Genomic DNA, 14,984 nt, shown 5'->3' with positions numbered 1-14,984 from the left:
GGGGCGGCTGAGAAATATGGCTGATTCAATTAATCGTCCCAGTCTACATCCAGTACAGCACCTGTCGTAGCGGAAATCTCCAAATCTACTTCCTGTCCTTTAGCCGTTTTCACTTCTACATCATACACATAGTGATTATCGTCTTCATCCAGCTTAATGGATTTGATGTTTCCTTTCACTTTTGCCAAAGCGATTTTTTTCGCTTGCTCGACACTGATTTTCACCTGTTGGTTTTTCCAATGATCGTCGTTGTCGTCGTCATGATCATCGTCGTCATCATGGTCGACTGTTTGCCACAGCTCGCCAGTCATTGCGTCGACGTACACATCAATCTCTTGATGCTTGTTTTTGATCTCTGCTTTGTATACGAGGAAACCGTCCTCTTCATCCAGCTTCCATTCGGTAATGATACCAGACTGTGCATCCCGAACTTTTTTCAGTGCTTTTTCAGGCGTAATGCCTACGAGCTTCGCCCAGTTGTGTTTCACATCATCGTCAATTTGCAGGTACACGGTAACAGTGTTCTTTTGAGGTACGTTGTAATATTGGTTGCTATGTGCAAAGGCTGTTACGCTGAGGCTTCCTACAATCAGTGCTCCTACCATGGTCATGACTACTTTTTTCATATGATCTCGCTCCTTTTTTTCGACCGGTTTTGTTTGATCTCCTTTATCATAAAAAGGATAGATGAAGGAAAAAAAAGAGAAAGATTAGAAATTGATGAGAAAATAGAGGAGACCTCTCACAGAATTCATGATTGCCGGTGAGCCACAACGATTAACAAAAAGAGCGAGTGTTTTCTACGGGCAAAAACGATCCATTCCGGCTGTAAATCGACGCAAATGAAACGTCCGCGCTTTTGCGTGCTTTCCACTTTTATCCGTATAATAAAAGCAATCGAGAGGACAACAGTCGACTCGATGACATACGAAAGAGAGCGTGAATGGCAGTGTAATACATATCGTTTCTAGCTACTTTCTATTTTTTCGTAAATGAGAAGGAGAAACGATTTTCCCGTGGAATCACCACTTTTGAAAACCATCTTTTTTTGAATCTATTTTCTCGTCACCATGCAAACGGTCGTCATGTCCGTTATGACCTTGGAAGTGAAAAACCCAGCACGTATCCAATTGACTGCACAAGCAACCCAAGCTATCTCTTACGCCTATACGGATTCGGGCAATCGGAAATGAAAAAAGGCACTCTACTAATCTTGTAGAGTGCTTTTCATGTGAAAAAGGAGTGACAGCAGGATGCGAAAAATGGAAGTACGTCCTTACGAAGCACAATGGGCGGCATTGTTTAGAGACGAGGCGCTGTTGTTGCAAAGGATTTTCGGTGACGAAATCGTTGAGATCCTCCAGCTATTGACCGCCATCTGGCTTTTCGCGACTACTTGCGTGCTCATCCTGATGAAGCCAAGCATTACGGCGATGTGAAGGCAGAGCTGGCCAAACGATTCCCCTATGATTCTGGCGGTTATGTAAAAGGGAAAGATTCACTTGCAAAAGCACTGGAGCAAAAGGCGCTTGTATGGAAATATTCTCAGAATGAGCAGTAGTAAATTTCTATTTTCCGAGATTGTTCTTAATGGCTTCCAATCCAGCGATTTCTCCCAGGAAGAACGTATCGCCCGCGAGTGTATCCATCGTGTAAACCTGGTTGTTTTTCACTGCTTTGAGGTTTTTCCAGACAGGATGATCCTTCCAGATATGAATCAACCCTTCTGGCTCCTCTGCTTTTGCTGAACGGCGGTTCTCCGCAATAAAGATATGATCGGGAGCGAGCTCACTCAACGCCTCGATTCCGATACGCCCCCCAATTTTGCCATCCTCGGGCAATCCTGCTATCGGTGTTAATCCCACTTCCTCATAGTAAATCGGGAAGTTTTTGGGATGCATCACCGTAAAATCCTTACCATTGGAAACGAGGAATAGCGCAGTTTCTCCTTTATGCTTGTCGGCTGCTGCTTTTGCTTCGCTTTTCAGCTTATCAAAATCGGCCAAAACTTGCTTCGCCTTTTCTTCTTTACCGATTACTTCAGCGATTTTCATGAGGCGGGTGGGGGCATCCACTGAGAAATCAATGACAATGGAATCAGCCATTTTGTTGAATTCCTCAAATCTGGAGCCTTTTCCGGTGCTTGTCATAACAATAACCTCTGGGTCCATCTCCAACAAAGTCTCCAAATTCGTTTTTCCACCCAGATCCTTCACCGTTTTTCCTTCCGCATACTTCGCAAAAATGGGTGACTTGCTTTTCGTCGAATCAAAGCCTTCCGATACAATCGGAGCAAAATCTAGCACGAGGAAGTAATCTGTTCCCATGATATCAACAGAAGCGACACGCTCCGGCTTTTTCTTTAGTGTGACTTCCCCCATCGTATGCTTGATGGTTCGCGGATAGACAGACTCCCCTGTCCCTTTTGCAGCGGGTTGTGCTGCTCCCGCCTCAGCCGTTTGCGCTTTATTGGTAGCGTTTGTGTCTGTAGTCGCCTGTCCTGCTCCGCACCCCGCCACGACGGCTGTGGCTAAGATTACGGACAGAATGCCTGATAATTTCTTTTTCATATCGATTGAACTCCTTTTATTCATCTCCTGATTTCAAACGTGTTTTACCCTTTTGTCCGGATCAACAAGTACAGAAAGTAAGGCCCCCCAATGAGGGAAATAACAATACCCGCCGGTACTTCTGTAGCCGGCATAATGCTTCGCCCTATCGTATCTCCAGTCAATACGAGCAATGAACCGACGAGCGCCGTAATAGGCAGCATGTATTGATGCTGGGGTCCGACCAATCTGCGCGCGATATGCGGGCCAAGCAAACCGATAAACCCTATGCCTCCGCCTGTCGCTACACTCGACGCAGCCAATCCAACCGCACCCGCCATCAAAGCTAGTCGCTCTCGTTGAAGAGATACGCCCAGGCTTGCTGCAATTTGTTCATTCATACTGAGCAGGTTCAGCACATTTGCCTTCCGATACACGTACGGCAGCAGGATCACCATCCAAGGCAAAAGTGCCAGCACGAACTTCCAATTGGAACCCCACAACGATCCCATTTGCCAAGTGACGACAAACTCGAGGTTTCGCGGATTCAACTGAAGTGTCAAAATAATGCTGACGGCGCTAAGTCCCGCCCCTACTGCAATCCCTGTAAGCAAGAGACGGGTAGGAGAAATGCCATGCCCCTTCTTGTATGCCAGCAGATAAATTATGGCTGCTGTGGCAGTCGCACCGATGAGCGCGAGAAACGGCATCAAAAAAGGCGGTGCCATGTTCGTCGCGGGATATAAGGAAACGAACAACAATACGGCCAGTCCAGCACCTGAACTGATTCCAAGAATGCCGGGGTCAGACAGGCCATTGCGAGAGATTCCTTGCAGGATCGCTCCCGATACAGCAAGCCCAGCCCCAATCATGAGCGCAATCACCATGCGAGGAAGCCGCAGCTCAAACAGCACGAGATTCTGCTTTTTTGAACCCTCTCCCAGCAGTGTTTGGAACACCTCATAGGGCCCAATGCTATAAGGTCCCGTGTTCAAACTCAAGACAAACCCGACAAGCAAAAGTACCGTGAAAAGAAGGATCAGTCGGACACTGCGGCTTTTTCTTTTTTGGGAAAATAGATCGATGTCCACTACCACTCCCTCCTTTCCTTACGTGCCAGGTACAGGAAGAAGGGGACCCCGATAACAGCGATAATGGCGCCAAGCGGTGTCTCGTAGGGCATCGCTATCATTTTGGCTCCGATGTCTGCAAAAACAACCAAAACGCCTCCCATGACTGCCGAGCAAGGAATAATCCAGCGGTAATCAACCCCGACCAGAAAACGGACGATGTGTGGGACAACGAGACCGACAAACCCAACTCCGCCAACTGTTGAGACTGAAGCACCCGCCAGCACCATGACGACAACCGCCGCCAAACCCTTCACCAGCTTGGTCTTTTGTCCGAGTCCCGCTGCAATCTCTTCTCCCAGACTCAAAATGGTAATGGAGCGAGAAAGGATCATGGCCACAATGATTCCTCCTGCAATCCATGGCATCATGACGGATACTTGAAACCACTCCGCTGTTGAGATCCCCCCTGCTGACCAGAAAGCCAAATCGTAGTTGATCTGAAACAACAGGGAAATCGCCTGACTGATCCCTGAGATGAGCGAGCTAACGACTGCTCCCGCCAACGCGAGTCGTAAAGGTGTCAAACCGTTTTTGGAAAAATAGGCCAGTCCATAAACAAGCCCTACCCCCACACCTGCTCCGATAAAAGAGAAGAGAATAATAGACTCAAAAGGGAGTCCAGGTGCTAAAGCAAAAACGAGTACAAGTACGAATCCAGCCCCTGCATTAATGCCCATCAAGCCCGTATCCGCAATCGGATTTCTCGTAACCCCTTGCATGATGGCTCCCGCTACGGCAAAAGCAGCTCCCACCAGCGCTCCTGCCAAAGCACGCGGCATACGCAGTGTTTGAATAATGACGTGGTGCTCGTTGGTAGAATCATAGTGAAAAATCGAGTTCCAAACGGTGGCAAACGAGATATTCGCCACTCCCGTGATAATGGATGAACCTAGCCCGAAAAGGATGGCGCAAATCCCCGCAACAATCAACACCGTTGCCATCCACGGCCTGGTTCGAAGCGAAGCATTTTTAGTGATCGGCTGTGACAGTGACATTTCCCTTCTTATCCTCCAGAGCAACGTTCGAATGAATCACGGTCAGCTTGTCATTTGCAGCCGTTCTCGCTCGTGCTTCCGGGATGACCTCCGGAAAGCCAAGCTGAAGCATTCCTACGAGTTTTTCCTCCGTACGTACCCCTACCGCTTGCAAAAATCCTGCTTGATACGTGAACGGTTCCGTTTTCCAAACGACGCCCAATCCCCGCTCCCACGCCGCTAGCTGAAAGTTTTGAATCAACGTGCAGGCTGCCGCATAGTCCTCTTCCCGTTCTCTTTGCCGAGAGTCTTCATTTACGATAACCAAAAGATATGCCGGGACGCGTAAAAGCAATTCCGGATCTCTTTTTTTCATGGCGTTTTGAAGAATGGCATCGACGACTACCCGCTTCCCTTCTTCCATGTAAAGGATGAATCGCCAAGGCTCGCGTAGTCCGTGGTTAGGTGCCCAGACAGCTACATCCAGCAACTCACGAATCAATTCCAGTGGAATCGGGTCCGGCTTGAATTTCTTTATGGTTCTGCGGTCACGGATCGCTTGTGCAATCGGATACAAGGATGACTCCATCTCGTTCCCTCCAACAATAGTGATACTCATTCTCAATCATTATCACAAACTTGTGGACGCAAGAAAATTGAAGAACCTGATTCCTTTTTTGTACATTCCTGTGACTCTGCAAGATGCGTGAGCGCCTCTGATATGGCCTGCTCATGGCCGAGTGCGGAATAATGCAGCCAAGGATATACCCCAGCTCGATGTACATTCCCTTTCAAACGATGCTTGCGTACATCCGTTCGAATTTTCCTTTCGTCGAAAAGCAGAATATGATCAGCCTGAAAATCTTGAAGCTCATCCAGGCTCGCAATATCCAGAAAGGCAAAATGACCTGTTCCCACTGGAGGTCTTACCTGGAGGTCTCCGTACAAAATATCGGAAATTTTCCGCCTTTTCGCACCAAATATACGGGCTCCACCATCCCACACCCTCACTGCCATAACGGTTTCGTTCCCAATTTTTTTGCGGATACGCTCGCGAGCAGCAACTGCTTTCAGATCATAATAATAGAGCCAGCTGGTCGCCACCTCTGTAATTCCCAGCATGGCAGCTACCTGCTGCAAATGATCTCGCCAAGTCGTTGTTTTAAAGGGAATGAGCCAGGTCGGTGCAATGGTTTCCAATTGTTCCAGCCAAGGTGCAACTTGATCTGTACCGACAATCAAATCCGGCTCCATCTGGTGCAGACGGTACAAGTCAAATTCCAGTGTGGCTGCTTCCATCTGGGAGTACGGCCTCTTTTGCCGATGCTTTTCCCAAATAGGGATCAGATGTTGGATCGAAACCCCCAATGCGAGAAGATCACCGAAGATTGCTGGATGGAGTACGGCGATTTTCTTTTGTAACGATTTCTTGAAGCGATAAGGGGGAACGCCAACGATTTTTTTAAACATCCGACTGAAATAGTACACATCCCGATAGCCCACTTCACTAGCTACCTCAGGAATCATCACGTCCTGCGTCACCAGAAGCTGACAAGCCTTCTCCATTCGTTTCCGATTGATGAATTGCAAGGGAGTGAGCGAGGTGTACTCCTTAAATTGCTGATAGAAAAGGGTCGGCGTCATTCCTGAGTAGCGAGCCATCTCCTCGATCTGAAAAGTCTCCTCACAATGCTGCTCCATATGCTCTGCGATCCCTTGAAGAAGTTGCTGGCGATCTGTTTTTTTCTCTTGCAGCGTGATTCCAGCCAGAATCGCTTGCCATAGCTTCAGAAAAAGAATCTGCATGGTTGCCTGATCGAAGTGATCTTTTCGCCAAGCCAGATGCAATTGTTCGATGTGATGGTGAATTAAGGATATTGTTTCGATATGGTGCTTCCCCTGGATCGGCAGCATCACTTCGTTTATGAGCCATCCATCCCTTTCTTTTCTGGCATGAGCAGCAAAAAGCGCCACGTAACAAACATAGATGTTCTCCGTAATGGGCAAAAGGGCGAGCCCTTCCTGCATATCCTCTGGAGATATAACCATGCAATCTCCCTGGTTAAGCATCCCTCCTGTCTTATCCAACCGAAACGACGCCCTGCCCTCTATTACCAAAATGATAATTTGTTCGCTTTTATCTCTCGCTTCTACAAGCTTCCATTCTTTTGAAATGGACAAAACTTGCACATCATTTACAGTGATGACATTCGGATCACTATATTTTTCTGTTTTTCTCATAAATAACTCCTCTTGAATCATGATGCAGCAATTGATAACAATTCTCACCAATTGTACGAGAGACTTGGCAAAACTGCAATTGCACTTGAGTGAGAAAAAGCAAAAAAAACGCCAAATGATCATCAAGATGACCACTCGACGTTTTCTCGTTCCACTTAAGGTTTTTCCTGAACGCCTTTTTCATCCATTCCGTTTAATGCCCTACCATCCAAGGGCGTTTGCCTCCACGGCTGTGGGTATGTCCCCGATGTGCCTGACTGCCATGGCTGTGACTGCACCCTGCTCCTTCATGTGAATGCGATTGTTTCCGTACAATTTTCGGTTCTACACCACGCTCGATGCGTTGGCGCAGCGCTTGCGGTGTCATGATCAATCCTGGTGCAGCGTACAAACGCTTTGATAGCTGCTGGCAATCCGGGCAAGCAACGCTATCTGTCAGCTCGCTCATCTTCAGCCACTGTACAAATGGGCCACAATCCTCGCACATGTAATCGTATCTCGGCATCGTATTTGGCTCCCTCTTTCGCGATCTTTTTCTTGGCTACTTCGGCAAAATATCTCGATCAAAAATGCTTGTCGGGATAGACAAGGTGCAGCACGCGTTCGGAATATCGACGATTCCCGCAATTCTTCCCTCCACCGGTGCCGTTCCCAGCAGCATGTACGCCTGCTCCCCCGTGAAACCCATCGCTGTTTTCAAATATTCGATGGCATTCAGGCATGCATTGCGGTAAGCGACATGCGCATCCATGTACAGCTGCTGACCTGTCGTCTCGTGGACAGAAATTCCTTCGAAAACGAGGTATTCCGTATAGCGAGGCTCTACTGGACCTGGCTTGAATACAGGGTTGTTCACGATGTTATACTTCGCCATCCCGCCCTTGATGACATCCACATGAAGATCCAGCCAACCAGCCATTTCAATTCCGCCGCAGAAGGTCACCTCTCCGTCTCCTTGTGAAAAATGCAAATCGCCCATGGACAGCTTCGCTCCATTTACATAAACCGGGAAGTAAATACGAGTGCCTTTGGACAAGTTTTTAATATCGCAGTTTCCGCCATGCTCACGAGGGGGAACCGTTCGAGCCGCTTCTCTGGCGATTCGGTCAAACTCGGCTCCTTTTAGACTGCCCAACACGGCACTGTGCGGGGTCGGCAAATTCGCGAGTGGCGGCATTCGTTCAGGATTTGTCGCTACGAGGTCGCTCTCTCTTCGGTTCCAGCGATCCAGTAGCTGATGAGACGGCGCCGTACCAATCAAGCCTGGATGAAGAATGCCAGCAAATTTGACTCCTGGCAAATGGCGAGAAGTCGTGTAAATGCCGTGGAAGTCCCAGATCGACTTGGCCGCTTGCGAATAATGATCGACGAGGAAGCTCCCGCCGTTTTCTTTGGCGAATATCCCGTTAAAGCCCCATTCCGATTGGGGGAGCGCCCCGATATCGAGAATATCGACAACCAAGAGGTCGCCTGGTTCTGCTCCATTCACCCAGACAGGTCCACTAAGCACATGGACGCGATTGAGATTGACATCGCGAATGTCGGAAGGGTCATCGCTGTTAGCGATCTGCCCGTCCGTCCAGTCCTTACATTCCATGCGGAAAACAGCTCCTGGATTCACGGAAACGGTTGCTGGAATGTCTGGGTGCCATCTGTTGTGACCAGGTGTATCCTGCTCCTCCATCGGTTTGTTCAAGTCAACTCGAAATAAAACTTCTGGCATGCTGCTTCCCCCTCACTTGTTCAAAATTGCATATGCTGTACATTCAACAAAAGAAGCAAATGACATGCCAATGCTTGCTGGTCCCGATAAAAATTTGATGATACCGATTCTTTTGGCTATTTTCTCCTGTATACTTAATACAAAGAGCTTGTCGCAAAACAGGTCATGCATTTGATCCGCCCTTGACCGGAAAAGCCCCTCATCTCTTGTATCGCTTTCGTCAGTGTGTGTCGTTTGTTTCCCTGCTTCCTTGTCGGACACCTGTCCCACGATCGAACAAACAAACTATAACCAAGAAAGGGTGCGAGAACGATTTTTGAAGCCGGCATGCTGCTCTCGTCTTTCGATTTTTCCTCCGTAATTGAGCGTTCCCATCATCGCGCGATCTCTCATGCTGTCTTTCATTCTCTCTATCAACAATTACAGGCCTCTGCGAATCTTTCACCCTACGAATTTTCTCTGATCAGGGATGCGCTTATCCATTTGCTACAAAATGGCTCTTTGCCGCTTTTCCCGCTATCCCTCTCTACTACGCGACGTTCTTCTGCACTCCAAACTGATCATGTGATTCCAGCTCTCAGGCATGCCTCCCATTCTGTTCCCAATTGGAAGAGTCTTCTTTTCGCATGGGCCGAAAACAGCCAAGAATCCCTAATCGCCGTAAGCGACGATCGTGTCGTGCTGTTTGCCAACAAACGGGCACAAGAGCAATTTTCGTTTTATGAAGGCCTTGTACTCGAAGCGGATTGGAAACAAGAACGCATAACCAATTGGTTCTTGGAGGAACTCGATCTAGGGGAAAAGACGTGGTATCGCCTCTTTCTCATTCGCCCATGCACGTCATCCTTGTCAAAGACAGCTAGCAGTTACTCGTTTTCAGAGATTCATACAAATAGTCCCCTCTATCAAGCCCAATTACATACAGCACGTATTGCTGCACAATCACTATCAAATACGCTATTGCTCGGAGAAACAGGCTGCGGCAAAGAAGTCCTGGCACGTGCCATCCACTCCTCCAGTTCGCGAAAAGACGGTCCTTTTCTTGCGGTCAATATCGCAGCACTTCCGCGTGAACTGATCGCCAGTGAGCTATTTGGATACACAGAAGGAGCTTTTACTGGTGCAAAAAAAGGAGGACAGCCGGGAAAATTCGAAGCGGCAAATGGAGGAACGCTATTTCTCGATGAAATCGGGGAGATGAGCATGGAGCTTCAAGTGCTTTTGCTACGCGTCCTCGAAGAACGCAAAGTGACGAGATTGGGCTCTCACGAAGAAAAGCCATTGGACATTCGGATTATCGCTGCAACCAATCGTTCCATTGAAGAAGATGTACGGAATGGGCTGTTTCGTGCAGACCTTTACTACCGGCTTAATGTCCTACAGATACGCATCCCTTCCCTGCGCGAACGCAAGGAAGACATTGCAACCTTGGCTGACGAGTTCCTCCAGCAGCTTCATACCCAATACGCTGGCGGTCCGACAGGCATCTGTGAATCTGCCTTGGCAATCTTGCAGCAGCATTCATGGCCCGGAAATATTCGAGAGCTGCGCAATATCGTGGAGCGAGCATTTTTACACGCGTTCGGTGATTCGTGGGTCACCTCTCACCATCTTCCGAGCGAATGGCAGCAGCAGTATGGACTGCAAGAAGCATCCGGGGAACCTTTGCCATTATTGCGCGAATTAGAGCGACAGACGATCCAGCAAGCCATCACACAAGCTCCCTCGATCAGCGCCGCTGCCAAAAAGCTAGGAATTGCCCGAAGCACCCTGTATCGAAAAATGGAAGAGTTAGGAATCGGATAAAAAAATCGGGGGATGAGCTCAAGCAGCTTGTCCCCCGAGACATTTTACAGAAGCCCTATTCGTCAGCGAGTGCTCGCCGTATCGTCATTCTTGCTTCCTCTGCCACTTCTTCGTCATTTTGATCAATGGCTTGCATCCAGAGCAGCATTGGAATGTACACTGCCATCATCCTGGCCAATATTTTTGTCTCTTCATCCACTTCTCCATACGCATGGAAAAAAGACTGGCGGGCTTGTGGTGGTAAAAAACTGTAGGCCACATTTACATCCGCTCCTGGATGACCCACATTGAGATCTCCCCAGTCAATGATGCCCGATATCTGCCCAGCTTCATCTACCAGCATATTTTTAACATGCAAGTCTCCATGCAGCAGCACTTCACGCGGACTTAATCGGTCTATCACAACTTGCCCTAAATAATTCGCGATCGCATCCCGATCCTCTGCAGAAATATGTACAGCTAAGGTAGCCAAAAACGTCTGCATCTTTTCTTTTCTCTGTGCAATGTCCAGCAGGTTCCTGTGATCATGCTCGATCCCGTTCTCGCGGGCACGCTGGAGCGGAAACGCGTGCAATCTTTTTAAAAACGTCGCAAGTGCCACTGCCGATGAAGCACGCTGCTCGTCGGTCAAGCCTTTTGGAAACGTTCCTGGTACATACGTGTACCCCAAAAAAGGGAATGGATAATCGTCGTTGGGTTCCCCATAAAAAACGGGCTTCGGATACGGTATTGTCAGGAATGCCGCAAGCATTGGCAGCAGCACCCCTTCCTTTTTGATCAATTCAACAGCGACATTTCGCCTGGGAAAACGGAAAACATATTCGTCCCCCACTCGAAAGACCACGTTATCCCAACCAGAGCCGATCAGCTTGATGGGCATAGAAGTTAGCTGCGGAAACTGACGGAAGATGAGTGCGCGTGCCAATGGTTCAGATACTTCCCAGTCCGCATCCCATGGATTCGAGTTGGTCATTGTTTTCGTTCCCTCCCATTTGTCGTTTCATCTGTCGTGATGATGCTTGCAGCTACGATTGCGCAACTCGGATCTGATAGACACATTTCTTTCCGCCGATTGCTACGCATTCCGTCCGTTCTACGCTCGTCTGTAGCAATGCTCGGTAACAATTAAGCTCTCTTGCACAGATCATCTGATACCGATCTGCTACTTTAAAATAGGGACAATTGTACTGCGTGATCACATATTCCTCATCACTTACCTGTTCCCATCTCGCCATAAATCCGTTGTCATCTTGGATGCGTGCCATCTCTGCCACCTTTTCAGATAGCTCTTTTCCTTCCATTTGCCCCTCGTATTTCTGGATAATCTTCTCTTGCTGTCTTGCGAAAAATTGATCCACTCGGTCTTCCCCGTCTGCCAGCACGATATGCTCCATCAAATCCACGGCTAATTGCCCGTAATCATTCGGAAATTGTTCGTTGCCTTGCTGTGTCAACGAGTAGTAGTGCATCGGTCTACCTGCTTTTTGACGGCCTACTATACACACAACAAAACCGTCTTTTTCCAAGTAGATCATTTGCCTGCTAACAGCTACCTTTGTGAGCTCCAGCCTGTTTTGCAAATCTTTTGTGCTGAGCTCCCCTTCCCTTTTCAGCAACAATAGAATGTATTCACGTGTTGATAGGTGTCTAAATCTCTCCATTTTCTCTTCGCCCCTTTATTGGAAAAGAACGATACGCTCACAGTATATGTCCTTTGTACAACTAATTCAACAAACATGTTTATAAAGTGACTCTCTTTGTTCATTGTGAAACCTACGCAACTGCAATTTATTAAACATTTTAGTCGAATATATATAAAATAGTGCATATACTGTGATTGTAGTGCAAGGTGCTTTTTTCCAAAAAGGATAGGTGAAACGAATGAAACCTGTATTCTCCCTTCTCCGTGAACGACAGGTCGAGGTGACTTATCAGGAGCCTTTGGCGGCACATACTACCTGGAAAATCGGCGGACCAGCGGATTTACTGATTACTCCGAGCAGTAAATCCCAACTGATCATGGTCCTGCAAATACTGAATGAACATCATGTCCCATGGATGGTAATGGGAAAGGGCTCTAACCTTTTAGTCACAGACAAAGGGTATCGTGGCGCGGTCATTAAATTAAACAAGGCTCTCGACTATGCCCGAATCGCGGGCAATCAGATTTACGCAGGGGCCGCCTACTCCTTGATCAAGCTTGCAGCGTTGGCAAACAAGCACAGGCTCAGTGGCTTGGAGTTCGCAGGCGGAATACCTGGGTCTGTCGGCGGCGCTGTGTATATGAATGCAGGCGCGAATGGATCGGAGATATCAGACATTTTCCATTCAGCTGAAGTGATCACGCACACGGGAGCCATTCGCTCCCTACGTGCTGTAGATTTGGATTTTTCCTATCGCCACTCATCCTTGCAAGAGACTGATGTCATTATCACGGAAGCTATTTTTGAGCTGACTTTGCGCGACAGCGAAAGCATCAAGCTCCAGTGGAACCACTATAAAGAAAAACGTTTAAAAGCACAGCCTCTGCCTTTTGGCTGTGCGGGGAGTGTATTCAGAAATCCTCCGGGCCATTTTGCTGCAAAGCTCATTGAAGAGGCTGGCCTAAAGGGCATGCGATACGGAGGCGCGGAAGTATCGAGCAAGCATGCCAATTTCATTATGAATACCGGCAATGCCACTGCACTTGATGTATGGACACTCATGAGGCAGATCCAGGAAAAAGTTCACAGCCAATCAGGCATTCACCTTGTTCCTGAGGTTGTGATCGTAGGTGAACAGTAATTATAAAAAGGGAGGTCTCACGATGATTCAAATCAGCGAAGCTGCCGTCACTCGCATTCAAAATATGCTCGAACAAGAAAGCTCTTCTCTCTTCATCCGTTTTGGCGTGAAGGACGGGGGGTGCTCCGGGATGACCTATGGACTCGGTTTTGATGATACGTATCAAGACGGCGACACCACCATCGATATGGATGGCGTGAAGCTGGTCGTCAATCCGGAAAGCTATCCGTATGTCGATGGCGTCGAAATCGATTACAAAGAGACTGGAATGATGGGTGGATTTACGATCCAAAACCCGAATGCGATCGCAACCTGCGGCTGTGGAAGCAGCTTCCGTACAGCCCTGCATCGAGGGAAAAGAGAAAAGTGTGAGTAAATCATCAGACGAAAATGACTTGTCACCGATTTCAAATGAATGCTATTCTATTGAAAAATTTCCCCCTATTACTTATGTAAGGTGACAATATGCTTTCATTTTCCAGACTGATAAAATGTAAACCCCCCATCCCGTAATCTCCCTCCTACGCTGTTTGAGATTTTCGGAATATAGGGGGAATGTACAAGTGAATAGAAAAATCTCAACACCATCTTTGTTACTGTTTATGATCCTGGTGGGTTTTCCGCAAATTAGCGAAACGATCTATACACCTTCGTTACCTGATATCGCCAATAGTCTCCATGCCAGTAACAATACGATCCAGCTGACACTCAGTATTTACTTCCTCGGTTTTGCCTTTGGCGTATTTTGCTGGGGAAGACTTTCTGATTCTATCGGTCGACGCCCTGCCATGCTCTGGGGAATATTCGTTTACGGACTGGGCAGCTTTGGTTGCTACCTCTCCGATTCAGCTGACTGGTTGTTATGGAGCCGGTTCATTCAAGCTTTCGGTGCGAGTACAGGATCGGTGGTAACCCAAACCATCTTGCGAGAGAGTACCGACAGCAACAAGCGTCATGCAGTTTTTGCCCAGATTTCTGCCGCTCTCGCTTTTACGCCTGCAATTGGCCCCTTAATCGGTGGTTGGGTGGATCAATCGTATGGATATCAGGCTGTTTTCTTCACGCTGATTGCGATGAGCATAGCGATTTTTGCTTACGCGTTTGTATCGTTGCCTGAGACCATAACGTCTACAGCTTCGAAGATAAACACGCTAGCTGTAGCTAAACGACTTTTTACGGACAAAAGGATTTGGGCTTTTGGCTTCTTAATTGGGGCGACAAATGGCATATTGTTCAGTTACTATGCCGAAGCTCCATTTATTTTCATTGCGTTTTTCGGCATGACACCTGGTGTGTTTGGGTTTTTGGGTATTTTCGTAGCATTGGCTTCTGTGATCGGAGCGATGCTCTCGAAAAAACTGCTAACCAAATACCCGGCTGAGAACATTATCCTGATCGGCTCACTAGTGACGACTTTAGGGGCGGTATGGCTCACAAGCTTCACTTTGTATGGCGTGGGTCCGTCCGTTATTTCGATGGCGATCATGGTAGCCTCTATCTTTACTCTTCTGCTGGGGGTTGGAATCATGATTCCAAACTGCCTGAGTTTAGCCCTTGTCCATTACAGCGATGTACTCGGAACTGCTGGCGCTATTTTTGGTTTGGGTTACTACATCGTCGTTAGTCTTATCACCAGCGGCATGAGTTATTTTCATAATGGCTCGCTCGTCACCATGCCAATCTACTTCTTGCTATTGGCGATCATCATGGTGCTTGTTAGTAAACAAATGACAGCTAGCCATACAGCCAAGTAGCCCATTCATCCTATCAATAT

16 protein-coding genes are annotated in these 14,984 nt (G+C 47.9%); 6 read left to right on the top strand and 10 right to left on the bottom strand.

The features are described 5' to 3' along the window. Positions 1-29 precede the first annotated feature (29 nt). Positions 30-626 carry a PepSY domain-containing protein gene (locus tag EL268_RS10385; protein WP_106653650.1) on the bottom strand — a complete coding sequence of 199 codons (597 nt, stop codon included), beginning with the start codon at positions 624-626 and terminating at the stop codon, positions 30-32. Between the two features lie 627 nt (positions 627-1,253). On the opposite strand from EL268_RS10385, the gene EL268_RS33850 reads away from it, so the two are divergent. Then, positions 1,254-1,439: a hypothetical protein gene (locus EL268_RS33850; RefSeq protein WP_307724129.1), complete on the top strand. Its 186-nt coding sequence runs from the start codon at positions 1,254-1,256 to the stop codon at positions 1,437-1,439. Beyond that, complete coding sequence (locus EL268_RS33845) at positions 1,397-1,561, top strand: GrpB family protein (RefSeq protein ID WP_307724128.1); 165 nt, start codon at positions 1,397-1,399, stop codon at positions 1,559-1,561. Before EL268_RS33850 ends, EL268_RS33845 begins: the two co-directional genes overlap by 43 nt. A gap of 7 nt (positions 1,562-1,568) precedes the next feature. Here the strand turns inward: EL268_RS33845 and EL268_RS10375 are convergent, their stop codons facing one another. The 7 genes from EL268_RS10375 to fmdA all read right to left on the bottom strand — a co-directional run bounded on the left by EL268_RS10375 (position 1,569) and on the right by fmdA (position 8,620). After that, entirely contained in the window at positions 1,569-2,570 is a 1,002-nt protein-coding gene (locus EL268_RS10375) for an ABC transporter substrate-binding protein (RefSeq protein WP_106653651.1), read from the bottom strand. Between the two features lie 44 nt (positions 2,571-2,614). Beyond that, positions 2,615-3,640, bottom strand: coding sequence for a FecCD family ABC transporter permease (locus EL268_RS10370; protein WP_106653652.1), 1,026 nt, complete (start codon positions 3,638-3,640; stop codon positions 2,615-2,617). Next, complete coding sequence (locus tag EL268_RS10365) at positions 3,640-4,677, bottom strand: FecCD family ABC transporter permease (protein ID WP_106653653.1); 1,038 nt, start codon at positions 4,675-4,677, stop codon at positions 3,640-3,642. Before EL268_RS10365 ends, EL268_RS10370 begins: the two co-directional genes overlap by 1 nt. Then, positions 4,652-5,245, bottom strand: coding sequence for a nitroreductase family protein (locus EL268_RS10360; RefSeq protein ID WP_106653654.1), 594 nt, complete (start codon positions 5,243-5,245; stop codon positions 4,652-4,654). Before EL268_RS10360 ends, EL268_RS10365 begins: the two co-directional genes overlap by 26 nt. Before the next feature lie 32 nt (positions 5,246-5,277). Next, complete coding sequence (locus EL268_RS10355; RefSeq protein ID WP_106653655.1) at positions 5,278-6,897, bottom strand: AraC family transcriptional regulator; 1,620 nt, start codon at positions 6,895-6,897, stop codon at positions 5,278-5,280. A gap of 193 nt (positions 6,898-7,090) precedes the next feature. Next, entirely contained in the window at positions 7,091-7,402 is a 312-nt protein-coding gene (locus EL268_RS10350; protein WP_106653656.1) for an FmdB family zinc ribbon protein, read from the bottom strand. Between the two features lie 36 nt (positions 7,403-7,438). Beyond that, positions 7,439-8,620, bottom strand: coding sequence for a formamidase (gene fmdA, locus EL268_RS10345; RefSeq protein ID WP_106653657.1), 1,182 nt, complete (start codon positions 8,618-8,620; stop codon positions 7,439-7,441). A 327-nt stretch (positions 8,621-8,947) separates the two neighbouring features. On the opposite strand from fmdA, the gene EL268_RS10340 reads away from it, so the two are divergent. Then, complete coding sequence (locus EL268_RS10340; RefSeq protein WP_232030377.1) at positions 8,948-10,426, top strand: sigma-54 interaction domain-containing protein; 1,479 nt, start codon at positions 8,948-8,950, stop codon at positions 10,424-10,426. Between the two features lie 55 nt (positions 10,427-10,481). Here the strand turns inward: EL268_RS10340 and EL268_RS10335 are convergent, their stop codons facing one another. Further along, positions 10,482-11,399 (bottom strand): phosphotransferase, encoded by a 918-nt coding sequence (locus EL268_RS10335; RefSeq protein ID WP_106653659.1) that lies wholly within the window; start codon positions 11,397-11,399, stop codon positions 10,482-10,484. 52 nt (positions 11,400-11,451) lie between these two features. After that, a complete protein-coding gene (locus tag EL268_RS10330) occupies positions 11,452-12,087 on the bottom strand; it encodes a helix-turn-helix transcriptional regulator (protein ID WP_106653660.1) in 636 nt (211 codons plus the stop codon). A gap of 220 nt (positions 12,088-12,307) precedes the next feature. Between EL268_RS10330 and murB the strand changes: the two genes are divergently transcribed. The 3 genes from murB (at position 12,308) to EL268_RS10315 (ending at position 14,964) form a co-directional block, all read left to right on the top strand. After that, positions 12,308-13,210 (top strand): UDP-N-acetylmuramate dehydrogenase, encoded by a 903-nt coding sequence (gene murB, locus EL268_RS10325; protein ID WP_106653661.1) that lies wholly within the window; start codon positions 12,308-12,310, stop codon positions 13,208-13,210. Between the two features lie 22 nt (positions 13,211-13,232). Next, on the top strand, positions 13,233-13,586 hold the full coding sequence (locus tag EL268_RS10320; RefSeq protein ID WP_106653662.1) for a HesB/IscA family protein: 354 nt from the start codon (positions 13,233-13,235) through the stop codon (positions 13,584-13,586). Positions 13,587-13,773: 187 nt separating this feature from the next. Then, positions 13,774-14,964, top strand: coding sequence for a multidrug effflux MFS transporter (locus EL268_RS10315; RefSeq protein WP_106653663.1), 1,191 nt, complete (start codon positions 13,774-13,776; stop codon positions 14,962-14,964). Positions 14,965-14,984: the final 20 nt, after the last annotated feature.

The sequence above is a fragment of the Brevibacillus brevis genome (assembly GCF_900637055.1).
Classification (GTDB): domain Bacteria; phylum Bacillota; class Bacilli; order Brevibacillales; family Brevibacillaceae; genus Brevibacillus; species Brevibacillus brevis.
The sequence above is the reverse complement of the archived record's forward strand: the minus strand, read 5'-3'. Positions and strand labels throughout refer to the sequence as shown.